This is a genomic window from Streptomyces sp. NPDC001920, assembly GCF_053594495.1.
The window spans coordinates 123,530-133,765 of the sequence record NZ_JBSFEP010000008.1; the positions used below are offsets into that span (position 1 = coordinate 123,530).

A 10,236-nucleotide genomic window follows, 5' to 3' on the forward strand; every position below is an offset into this window, starting at 1 on the left:
AGGGTGCATACATCGCATGGTCTCGGGTAGCCGCGCCGCCATGGCTCCACCACTGGAACATGTCGAAACACATGTCGGACACAGATCGGGCACCCCCACACGCCGGTCGCTGCTCGCGGGGGTGGCGGCGCTCGGCGCGCTGGGCGCGGCCGGGTGCTCGCGCGTGGCCACGGCCTCGACCGAGGAAGGCGGCGAGTTGCTCGACCGGCTGCGCGCCGCCGGTGTCGTACGGCTCGGGATAGCGGGCGAGATCCCCTTCGGGTACATCGACAAGAACGGTGAACTCACCGGTGAGGCACCGGAGCTGGCGAAGGTGATCTTCAAGCGGCTCGGGGTGGACCGGGTGCAGCCCGTGCCCACCGAGTTCGGCTCACTGATACCCGGCCTCAACTCCCAGCAGTTCGACGTCGTCGCCGCCGGGATGTACGTCAATCCCGAGCGCTGTGAACAGGTCATCTTCTCCGACCCGGACTACCAGATGCTCGACTCCTTCATCGTCCGCAAGGGCAACCCGATGGGGCTGCGCTCCTACAAGGACGTCGTGGAGAAGAAGGCGAAGTTCGCCACCGGCGCGGGCTACGCCGAGATCCAGTACGCCGTCGAGGCGGGGTACGAGGAGGGCGACATCCTCATCGTGCCGGACCAGGTCGCCGGGCTGAACGCCGTCGAGGCGGGTCGCGTGGACGTCTTCGCCGGTACGGCGCTGACCACCCGCGAAGTCGTCAAGAAGTCGGCCAAGGCCGAGGTCACCGAGCCGTTCAAGCCGATCGTGGGCGGCAAACCGCACGTCGACGGCGGCGCGTTCGCCTTCCGCCGTACCGAGACGAGGATCCGGGACGCCTTCAACGTCGAGCTTCACAAGCTGAAGAAGAGCGGGGAGCTGCTGCGCATCCTCAAGCCCTTCGGCTTCACCGAGGCCGAGATGACCGACCTCACCGCGAAGGAGCTGTGCGGAGGGGGGACCGGCGGATGACCTCGGGACTCTGGGAACTCGTCCTGCAAGGAATCTGGGTCACCGTCCAGCTGCTGGTGCTGAGCGCACTGGTGGCCGCGGCGGTCGCCTTCGGGGTCGGCATGGCCCGCACGCACCGGCTGTGGATCGTCCGCTTCCTGGCGGGCTTCTACACCGAGGTGTTCCGCGGGACCTCGGCCCTGATCATGATCTTCTGGGTGTTCTTCGTGCTGCCGGTCGCCTTCGGCTGGCAACTGGTCCCGCTGTGGGCCGGCACCCTCGCGCTCGGGCTGACCTACGGCGCGTACGGCGCCGAGATCGTGCGCGGCGCCCTGAACTCCGTCGACCCGGCGCAGCGGGAGGGCGGGATCGCGCTCAGCTTCACGCCGTGGCAGCGGATGCGGCTGATCCTGCTGCCGCAGGCGGTGCCGGAGATGATCCCCTCCTTCACCAACCTGCTGGTGGAGCTGCTCAAGGGCACGGCCCTGGTGTCCGTGATGGGCATGGGCGACCTGGCCTTCAGCGCCAACCTGGTGCGGCTCGCGCTGCAGGAGAGCGCGGAGATCTACACGTATGTCCTGCTGATCTACTTCGTCATCGCCTTCCTGCTCACCCGGGGAATGCGCGGACTGGAACACAAGCTCAAGGCCGGTGTCGGCAAGCCCGTCGGGCGCACGGCCGACCAGGAGCTGCACCGTCCTGAGACGACCGGTGTGGGCGCGGGAGGTGCTCTCGGATGACCTGGGACTGGGGCGCTGTCGCCGACTTCATGCCGCGTTTCTGGGACGGGCTGCTGCTCACCCTGCAGATCCTGGCCCTCGGCTCGCTCATCTCGTTCGCGCTGGGCCTGGTGTGGGCGCTGCTGATGCGCACACCGACGCGCTGGGTGCGCTGGCCGGTCGGGGCGGTCACGGAGTTCATCCGCAACACCCCGCTGCTGGTGCAACTGTTCTTCCTCTTCTACGTGCTGCCCGAGTGGGGCTTCACCTTCTCGGCGCTGGCCACCGGTGTCTTCGCGATCGGGCTGCACTACTCGACGTACACGATGCAGGTCTACCGCGCCGGCATCGAGGCGGTGCCGGCCGGCCAGTGGGAGGCGGCGACGGCACTCAACCTGCCGGTCACCAGGACCTGGCGGGTGGTGATCCTGCCGCAGGCCATCCGCCGGGTCGTGCCCGCCCTCGGCAACTACGTCATCGCGATGCTCAAGGACACCCCGATCCTGATGACGATCACGGTCATGGAGATGCTCGGCCAGGCGCGGCTGTTCGCGCAGGAGAACTTCCAGTTCACCGAGCCCCTGACGGTCATCGGTGTGGCCTTCGTCTTCATCGCCTATCCGGCCTCCCTTCTCGTACGAGCTCTGGAGCGACGCCTTGTCCGCTGACACCCCGCTGATGAAAGAACCCGACGCGAGCGCCAACCCGCCGGTGGACGGCGCCGAGCTGATCCGCTTCGACAACGTCACCAAGCGCTTCGGCTCCAATACGGTGCTGGACCGGCTCGACTTCTCCGTCGCGTCCGGCAGGCACGTCACGCTGATCGGCCCGTCCGGCTCCGGCAAGACGACGATCCTGCGCATGCTGATGACCCTGCTCAAGCCCGACGAGGGCACGATCACCGTCGGCGGTGAGCAGCTCTTCCCGGCCCCGGAGAAGCAGGTCCGCGAGATCCGCAAGAAGATCGGGATGGTCTTCCAGCAGTTCAACCTGTTCCCGAACATGTCGGTACTGCGCAACATCACCGAGGCCCCGGTCACCGTGCTCGGCCTGTCCAAGGACGAGGCGGAGGCACGCGCCCGTGAGCTGCTGGACATGGTGGGCCTCGCCGACAAGTGCGACGCCCGCCCGACCCAGCTGTCCGGCGGCCAGCAGCAGCGGGTGGCGATCGCGCGGGCGCTGGCGATGCGGCCGCAGGTGCTGCTGCTCGACGAGGTGACCTCGGCGCTGGACCCGGAGCTGGTCGCGGGCGTCCTGGACGTGCTGCGGGACATCGCCCGCAGCACCGACATCACCATGCTCTGCGTGACCCACGAGATGAACTTCGCCCGGGACATCTCGGACCAGGTCCTGATGTTCGACTCCGGACGGGTCATCGAGTCCGGCTCGCCGGAGAAGATCTTCAACGAACCCGAGAACGACCGCACCCGGGAGTTCCTCAGCGCGGTGCTGTGAGCGCTCGTCGGCGGAGCTTGCTGCTGGCATGTGCCAGAGTGCTGGTACCGCAGCTGAGCGGCCCGCAATCTCGTCAACAACCGCTCACTACAAGCCGCTTGCCGGTTATCGTGAAGGGGACTGGCTGACTGCAACCCGGCCCAAGAGAGCGACCGCAGGGGGAACCGTGGCGCTGAAGCACGAGCCGACCGCGCCGTACCACTCGGCCCAGGACGCCCTGCGCGTCCTGGAGACCGTGGTGCGGCACCGTACCGGAGTCACCGACGCCGAACTCGCCCGGCACACCCGCATCGGCCCGGAGCGCCTGACCAGCCTCCTGCGGATGCTGCGCCGGGAGGGCTACGTCGAGCAGGTCGCCGACGGCGCCTACGTCACGGGCGACTCCCTGACCCGCCTCGGTTCCGCGCAGGGCCATGACCAGGCCCTGCGCGAGAACCTCCAGCACACCCTCGACCGGCTGCGCGACTCGGTGGGCGCGGCGGTCTACATCAGCCGGTACGTCGACGGCGAGATCAGGATCGACCAGTACGCGGCCGGCCCGGCCACGCCCGTGGTCAACGAGTGGGTCGATTTCCGCTACTCCGCCCACGCCACCGCGATCGGCAAGAGCCTGCTCGGCCAGCTCGACCACAACGGCCGGCGCGACCACCTCTCCCGCCACAAGATGGCCCGCCTCACCTCGCGCACGATCACCAGCGACAAGGTCCTGCTCTCCCGGCTGGAGTCCCAGCCGCCGACGGTCCCGCACCTCGACCTCCAGGAGTACGCGGTGGGCACGGTGTGCGCGGCGGTCCCGATCACGGCCGGCTCCTCGGTGGGCTGCCTGGCCCTGTCGCTGCCGGTCGAGCACGCGCACCGCCTGCGCCAGGCGGCGGACACCCTGAACCGGAACGCGGCGCCGGTGCTGCTGTCGCTGGCGATCTAGGTCTGATCACCACCTATGGGACCGGACCACCGCGTCGGCGGTGGTCCGGAGCACCCTCGGGGACCAGGTAGTATTTTCTTCGCCGCCGGCCGCGGGAGCACCACGAACGCGGTGGGCGTGAGTCATGCGCCGCTAGCTCAGTTGGTTAGAGCAGCTGACTCTTAATCAGCGGGTCCGGGGTTCGAGTCCCTGGCGGCGCACACCTGTGGAAGGGCCTCTCGTGGGAGCGAGGGGCCCTTCGACATCGTTCTGGGTCAGTCTCCGGTACGTCCGCTCCCCGGGCGGCCGCCACCAGACGGGGTCGGCGCACCGGACCCCTTCCCTTCTGAGCCGGGCCCGATGGATCTTGTTCGTGGCCGTCACCGGCATCCGCTCCACGACCCGCACGAACCGCGGCGCCATCTTCGTCCCGAGATCGGGCTGCGCGGACAGGAACGCCTCGAAGGCCGCCGGCTCGAAGGTCCCGGCGACCGCCGCCATCACCTGGTCCCCGGTCACCGGGTCCGGCACCGCGTACACGGCGACGGCACCCGCCCCCTCGTACCGGGCGAGGATGTTCTCGATCATGGCTGCGGCCAGGTTCTCGCCGTCGACGCGGAGCCGGTCGTCCGTACGGCCGGCGAAGTAGAGGAACCCGTCCGCGTCCCGGCAGAACAGGTCCCCCGTCCAGTACCAGCCTTCCCTGCGCCGTTCCCGCTCCGCCCGCGGATTGCGCCAGTACCCCTCGAAGGGGTTCGGGCCGCGGTTGACCAGTTCCCCGATCGCCTCGTCGCCGTTCAGCAGCCGGCCGCTCCGGTCGAACGCCGCCGGCGGGCACTGAGCACAGGTCTCGGGATCGAGGACGACGAGCCCGGGTCCCGCCCGGCCCACGGCCCCCGCCGGCGTCCCCGGCGACCACTGCACGGCCGCCCCGCCCTCGGAGGAGCCGTACCCTTCCACCAGCCGCACCCCGAACCGCCGCTCGAAGGCGGCGGCGTCCACGGCGCCCGCCTCGGTGCCGAAGCCGAGCCGCAGCGCATGGTCCCGGTCGTCGGGGCGGGGCTCGGTGGCGAGGAGGTACTGGATGGCCCGGCCCACGTAGGTGAAGTACGTCGCCCCGCTCGCCCGTACGTCCGCGAGGAACCCCGACGCGGAGAACCGCCGCCGCAGCGCCACCCCGGCACCGGCCACCAGGGCGGGTGCCCAGTCGGCGAGCACGGCGTTGCCGTGGAACATCGGCATGCAGATGTAGTGCACGTCGTCGGGCCGTACCCGGAACCGGTCGGCCAGGGAGCTCCCGGCGGCCGCCAGCCGCCCCTGGGTGCAGATCGCGGCCTTGGGGGCGCCGGTCGAGCCGGACGTGAAGGAGAGGAGAAGCCGGTCCCGCGGGGTGGCACGGGAGGCGTCGGGCCGCGCGTCGGCGTACGGGGCGAGCAGGGCGTCGTACTCCGGGGTGCCGGTGAGCAGCAGCCGCACGCCGGGCAGGTCGAGGCCGTCGAGCAGGGGCAGCCGGGCCCGCTCGGTGATCAGCACCCGGCACTCGGTGTGCAGGATGTCGCGGGCGAGTTCCGGTCCCCGGCGGGTGGGGTTGATCCCGGCGACGGCGGCTCGCGCGAGGGCGGCGGCGCTCAGCCACAGCGGGTACTCCGGGACGTTGTCGAGCAGCATCCCGATGTGCGGTTCGGCGCCGGGTGGCAGCAGGTCGGCGAGCAGCGCCGCCCGGACGGCGGCCCCGGCGGCCGTCTCGTGCCGGGTCAGCGTCCGTCCCTCGAACCACAGCCCCGGCCGGTGGTCGCCCCACCCCGCGGCGACGAGCTCGGCGACCGTGCGCCCAGTAGTGGACTCCATGCGGGCGCACGGTAACTGATTGTCCGTCAGATGAGGAGGGGTGCGGGGAGGAGAGGTCAGAAACCCGTGCCGTCCATCCCGGAGGAGGTCTGGGCATAGGTCGCGAGGAAGCCGACGCAGAACACCACGACCACGCCGAGGAACACGAGGATGCCGAAGGAGGCCACCGCCTGCCTGCCGTGGCGCGGCCGGTGGGCCGTGGCCACCACGTCGGAGCCGTCGGTGTAGTAGACCGTCACGAAGTCGCCCTCGACCGTCGTACCCGGACCGTCCTCCTCCTCGAACCGGACGAGGCGGCCGTCGTGCGTGGTGAACTCGTAGACATGGTGCAGCGTGGTGCTCACGTGCGAGTCACCGCTGCCGCCGTGGGTCGTCGTGTACATCCGCAGGCAACGGCCCTCCGCCGTGAGCCCGCTGTTCCAGGCGCTGCGCAGCTGCAGCGAGCGGCGCACCACCCGGTACGCCATGAAGAGGGCCACTGCCATGATCAGGCCCGGTACGACGTAGAAGATCGCGTCCATCGTTCATCCCCCGAGGTCGGTGCGCCGGCCTCGTTCGGCCGGCGTGGCAGGAACCTACCCACGCCGGCCGGTGTGGTGACTCAAGGGAACCTCAGAACGTGACGTCCGAGCACGCGTAGAACGCGTTGCCCGTGTCGTGGACCGTCCACACAGCGAGGATGACGTGGTGGCCGCTGAGCCCGGACGGCAGTCTGCCGCTGTGGGAGAGCGTCGCCGGTGGCCGCTGGCCGTTGTACGGGACCGTCAGGAACGGGGTGAGGTTGAGGTCGGAGCGGGCCAGGTTGTGGTTCTGGTTCCAGCCCGGCTTGGTGACGTAGTACTTGAAGTCGGTCGTGGCGTGCATGGCCGTGAACTGCCAGCGGAAGGTGTAGGTCTGACCGCCGCTCACCCGGGTGGTGGGCCAGGCGGCTCCGGACGGGGTCCGCGGTGCGCTGAGCTGGCTGAACTGGCCGAGACCGGCGTTGCATATCTGCCCGTCCGCCGGACCGGAACCCGGGAAGCCCTTCGGGCCCTCGACGCTCTGCGGCTCCCACTGGATCGGGCCGCAGTTGCTCACGGTGCCGTTCTGACAGAGCTTCTGCCGGCTGATGGGGAGGTCGGTGTAGCCGTGGCCGCTGGCACCGCCGGTGGACAGGACGAGGGCGCCGGTCGTGACCAGCCCGAGCGCGGAGGCGTACCACTTGGTCTTTCTGCTGGTCTTCCTGTGCATGCTGCTGCTCCTGGGAACGTGGGGGAAGTTCGACGAGCTTGCAGGTCTAGACCAAGTCCCAGATTATGACTGACCGTTGAACATGTCCATACCAATCGGCGAACCTGTTCGACGGGCCGTCAGCCGGCGCCCTCCCCCCGCCCCGCGCAGAAGGCCACCGTCAAGTCCTTCACCAGAGCCTTGCGTTCGTAGTCGTCGAGCTCGACCAGGCCCCGCACGGTCAGCCGCGTCACCGTGTCCTCCACCGAGTCGACGACCGAGGTGAGCACGGTGGCCCGGTGCTGGGCGTCCAGCGCCGCGATACGGCGGCGGTGCATGGCGGCGGCGACCTCGGGGGCGTACTCCACCCGCACCGGCCGCACCGAGAACACCTCCAGTCCCACCGCCTCCGCGTCCCGCGCCACCAAGCGGGTCAGCGTCTCCGCGGCCGCCTCGATCGAGCCGCGCGGACCGCCCGGCATCTCCACCGGCACCCGGGCCAGCGCCGCCTCGACGCACTCGCGCAGGTACGTCTCGTGGTCCTCCACCCCGAGCAGCGCCCGCGCCGTGTCCCGAACCCGCCACACCACCAGCACGACCGCGCGCAGCGCGACCCCGTTGCCGTCGGCCGCCGGCATCGGCTCGCTGCGCCAGTGCCGCAGGCGTACGTCGACCCGGCGGCGCAGCAGCAGCGGGTTGACCCAGAGCAGGCCGGTACGCCGGACCGTCCCCCGGTAGCGGCCGAACAGCCCCAGCACCCAGGCCCGCCCGGTCCGCCCCCGAGCCAGCCCGCCGAACCCGAAGAGCCCCAGCGCTCCGGCCCCCGTGTAGGCCGCCCACTGCACGAGCCCGAGCCCCGCCCCCGCGGACGCCGGCATACGCAGCGCCTCCACCGCCGGCGGCGGCAGCACCCCCGCCCACCACGACGTGGCCAGACAGCCGGCCGCCCCGCAGGCCCCGGCGAACACACCGGCGGCCCCGGGCAGCACCCGAGCGGACCGCTCCACCAGGTCGGGATCCACCTCCGGCGCGGGGTGCGGCTTCGACTGCGCGGGACGGCGCAGCCGGGGCTGCTCCCCCGTGCCCTGCCTGCGGGCCACGATCGCCGGCTTGAGCGGCACGGCGACCGGGTCGGGGCCGTCACGGAACAGCAGATGGACCGGGATCTCGGTGGTCGCCTCGTTCTGGATCAGCCGCCCCGGCCGGGCGGCCCCCTCGGCCTGCCCCGCGAGCCCGGCGAGCTCCTCGGGCTCGGGCGTATGAGAAGTGGTCGTGGTCATGCGTGCCTCCAGCCTCCGCGCCAGATGCGTCACAGGAAGGTCGTACAGCCGGTCGTGCGCCAGGACCTCGCCCCTCGAGGCCGGCTCGGTTCAGGCGAAGAGCCGGCGCCAGGTCTCCGGCCCCGGACAGCCGTCCGCCGCGCCGCCCCGCCAGCCCTGGGCGCGCTGGAAGGCCTCCACACCGCGCCGGTCCGCCTCGCCCCAGCGCGGTCCCGGCCCGTTCCCGTAGTACTTGCCGAATCCCTTCTTCACGAGCTGCCTGCCGAGCTGGGCGACGTACTGGTTGTTCGCGCCCGGCCGGAACATCGCCCGCCCCGGATACCCGGGCACCCCGTGCGACGCCGGCGCCCCGCGGGCAACCGGTCCGGCCGCCCCCGCCGCGCCGGCCGCCCGGATGTCCTTGCCCCCGCCGCTCACCAGCAGCTTCCACGTCCGCGGCCCCGGCAGCCCGTCCGCTTCCGGTCCGCGCCAGCCCTGCGACAGCTGGAAGGCCTGCGTGGCCCTGCGGTCCGCGTCCGTCCAGCGCGGGCCGGGGCCCTGGGAGTAGTACCGGCCGGCGCCGCGCGCCACGAGCATCCGGCCCAGCTCGGTGACATGCCTGTTGTCGGCCCCGGGGCCGAAGTACGCCCGTCCCGGGTACGGCGCCGTGCCCTGCGGTCCTGACGGACTCTGCGGTTCCCGTGGCTTCTGCGGTTCCCGTGGCTTCTGCGGCTTCTGCGGCTCGGCCGTGACCGGCTGCTGCTGTCCGGTGCCCGGCGGATCCCCGGCGGGCCGCCCGCCGTCGGGCTGCTCCCCCTTCGTACCGCCGCCGTCCGGCTGCCCCTCCTCCTGCTGCCCGGTGTCCGGTTCCCCACCCGTCGAGCCGCCCGTGAGTCCTTTGTAGCGATAGGCGAGATAGCGGTCGGAGTGGCTCCAGTAGGCGTACGGGGTGACCAGTCGGCGGGCGTGGGGGCGGGTCGACTCGTAGGCGACGTAATGGGTGCGCATGTAGTCCGTCCAGCCGCCGAAAATGACGACGTGCGAACCCTTCTCGGGGTCCGCCGGATTATGGAACAGCAGAATGTCGCCCGGCTGGAGATCCTCCCGGGCGACTCGTACGCCGTACTGGTCGAGGCTGCCTGTCCATTCGTTTCCGGGCAGGTTCCAGGCCATCGAGACGAAGCCGGAGCAGTCCTGCCGGTATCCGTCCGACCAGTACCGGTACATGCTGTACGGCACCTTCGCCGCGACCCATTTCTTCGCCCGCCTGATGATCTCCGCACGCGTGGTCGCGGGCGTCGTGACCGCGCCCGGCTCGGTCGGCCGACCGCCCGGGCCGTGCAGCGGAGCCTGGCCGCCCTGAGGTGATGCAGGCTCGTCACCTGCGGGAATGCCGGAGAGGCCCGGTCGCTCCTGCGCGTGCGAGGAGGCGACGGCCGGGGCCGTGTGGCCGATGCCGAGGGTGGTGGAGGCGGCTGCGGCGACGATCAGCGCCCTGGTCCCCGCCGGGTGGCGGCCGGTCGTGGAATGCGGCAGGACGCGCCGCCAGTGAACGCATCCGGGGCAGTCGCAGTCCCACTCCGGATCGAATTCCTCGAATACCGGAGTCCGAGTCTCCATGCGATTCCCCTCACACACCAGATGGAAATGTCCGCGGCTGTACACCCCGTCAGTTTCACAACTGTCTTCGGGACTCGCATGTTGACGGTCCGAATGGTTTACGGCGCTCCGGCGACGCCCGACCGCCGCCGGGAGGTGGTCCGGAGCACCCCGGGAGGTCATGTAGAGTTACGACGTCAGCAGGCGCCGCTAGCTCAGTTGGTTAGAGCAGCTGACTCTTAATCAGCGGGTCCGGGGTTCGAGTCCCTGGCGGCGCACAGACAGTGAAGG

10 protein-coding genes and 2 tRNA genes are annotated in these 10,236 nt (G+C 70.8%); 7 read left to right on the top strand and 5 right to left on the bottom strand.

All coding sequences use genetic code 11. The features are described 5' to 3' along the window. The first annotated feature begins 40 nt into the window (after positions 1 to 40). The 6 genes from ehuB to ACWCPI_RS15665 all read left to right on the top strand — a co-directional run bounded on the left by ehuB (position 41) and on the right by ACWCPI_RS15665 (position 4,251). The gene (gene ehuB, locus ACWCPI_RS15640; protein WP_451038628.1) at positions 41 to 973 is read left to right on the top strand and encodes an ectoine/hydroxyectoine ABC transporter substrate-binding protein EhuB; all 933 of its coding nucleotides are present in this window, start codon (positions 41 to 43) and stop codon (positions 971 to 973) included. Continuing rightward, a complete protein-coding gene (gene ehuC, locus ACWCPI_RS15645; RefSeq protein ID WP_388800048.1) occupies positions 970 to 1,692 on the top strand; it encodes an ectoine/hydroxyectoine ABC transporter permease subunit EhuC in 723 nt (240 codons plus the stop codon). Before ehuB ends, ehuC begins: the two co-directional genes overlap by 4 nt. Further along, positions 1,689 to 2,339: an ectoine/hydroxyectoine ABC transporter permease subunit EhuD gene (gene ehuD / locus ACWCPI_RS15650; RefSeq protein ID WP_388800051.1), complete on the top strand. Its 651-nt coding sequence runs from the start codon at positions 1,689 to 1,691 to the stop codon at positions 2,337 to 2,339. The genes ehuC and ehuD overlap by 4 nt, the downstream gene beginning before the upstream one ends. A gap of 10 nt (positions 2,340 to 2,349) precedes the next feature. Next, a complete protein-coding gene (ehuA, locus tag ACWCPI_RS15655) occupies positions 2,350 to 3,126 on the top strand; it encodes an ectoine/hydroxyectoine ABC transporter ATP-binding protein EhuA (RefSeq protein WP_451038787.1) in 777 nt (258 codons plus the stop codon). Between the two features lie 166 nt (positions 3,127 to 3,292). After that, complete coding sequence (locus ACWCPI_RS15660) at positions 3,293 to 4,051, top strand: IclR family transcriptional regulator (RefSeq protein WP_451038629.1); 759 nt, start codon at positions 3,293 to 3,295, stop codon at positions 4,049 to 4,051. Between the two features lie 126 nt (positions 4,052 to 4,177). After that, a tRNA-Lys gene (locus ACWCPI_RS15665) sits at positions 4,178 to 4,251 on the top strand. On the opposite strand, the gene ACWCPI_RS15670 is transcribed toward ACWCPI_RS15665, so the two are convergent. From ACWCPI_RS15670 to ACWCPI_RS15690, 5 genes are all read right to left on the bottom strand, one after another. After that, entirely contained in the window at positions 4,217 to 5,878 is a 1,662-nt protein-coding gene (locus tag ACWCPI_RS15670; protein WP_451038630.1) for an AMP-binding protein, read from the bottom strand. The two genes, ACWCPI_RS15665 and ACWCPI_RS15670, sit on opposite strands and share 35 nt — an antisense overlap. Positions 5,879 to 5,934: 56 nt before the next feature. After that, on the bottom strand, positions 5,935 to 6,399 hold the full coding sequence (locus ACWCPI_RS15675; protein ID WP_451038631.1) for a hypothetical protein: 465 nt from the start codon (positions 6,397 to 6,399) through the stop codon (positions 5,935 to 5,937). Between the two features lie 91 nt (positions 6,400 to 6,490). Then, positions 6,491 to 7,108: a lytic polysaccharide monooxygenase auxiliary activity family 9 protein gene (locus ACWCPI_RS15680; RefSeq protein WP_388800063.1), complete on the bottom strand. Its 618-nt coding sequence runs from the start codon at positions 7,106 to 7,108 to the stop codon at positions 6,491 to 6,493. Between the two features lie 119 nt (positions 7,109 to 7,227). After that, on the bottom strand, positions 7,228 to 8,367 hold the full coding sequence (locus tag ACWCPI_RS15685; protein WP_451038632.1) for an SPFH domain-containing protein: 1,140 nt from the start codon (positions 8,365 to 8,367) through the stop codon (positions 7,228 to 7,230). Positions 8,368 to 8,457: 90 nt separating this feature from the next. Next, positions 8,458 to 9,966, bottom strand: a complete 1,509-nt coding sequence (locus ACWCPI_RS15690; RefSeq protein WP_451038633.1) for a peptidoglycan-binding protein — start codon at positions 9,964 to 9,966, stop codon at positions 8,458 to 8,460. Positions 9,967 to 10,149: 183 nt separating this feature from the next. Between ACWCPI_RS15690 and ACWCPI_RS15695 the strand changes: the two genes are divergently transcribed. Then, positions 10,150 to 10,223, top strand: a tRNA-Lys gene (locus ACWCPI_RS15695). Positions 10,224 to 10,236: the final 13 nt, after the last annotated feature.

Bases quoted from the DNA above. Each gene is read 5' to 3' on its own strand.
- ehuC (WP_388800048.1), top strand. From the start codon at position 970: ATGACCTCGGGACTCTGGGAACTCGTCCTGCAAGGAATCTGGGTCACC.
- ACWCPI_RS15685 (WP_451038632.1), bottom strand. From the start codon at position 8,367: ATGACCACGACCACTTCTCATACGCCCGAGCCCGAGGAGCTCGCCGGG.
- ACWCPI_RS15680 (WP_388800063.1), bottom strand. From the start codon at position 7,108: ATGCACAGGAAGACCAGCAGAAAGACCAAGTGGTACGCCTCCGCGCTC.
- ehuB (WP_451038628.1), top strand. From the start codon at position 41: ATGGCTCCACCACTGGAACATGTCGAAACACATGTCGGACACAGATCG.
- ACWCPI_RS15675 (WP_451038631.1), bottom strand. From the start codon at position 6,399: ATGGACGCGATCTTCTACGTCGTACCGGGCCTGATCATGGCAGTGGCC.
- ehuD (WP_388800051.1), top strand. From the start codon at position 1,689: ATGACCTGGGACTGGGGCGCTGTCGCCGACTTCATGCCGCGTTTCTGG.
- ACWCPI_RS15670 (WP_451038630.1), bottom strand. From the start codon at position 5,878: ATGGAGTCCACTACTGGGCGCACGGTCGCCGAGCTCGTCGCCGCGGGG.
- ACWCPI_RS15690 (WP_451038633.1), bottom strand. From the start codon at position 9,966: ATGGAGACTCGGACTCCGGTATTCGAGGAATTCGATCCGGAGTGGGAC.
- ehuA (WP_451038787.1), top strand. From the start codon at position 2,350: ATGAAAGAACCCGACGCGAGCGCCAACCCGCCGGTGGACGGCGCCGAG.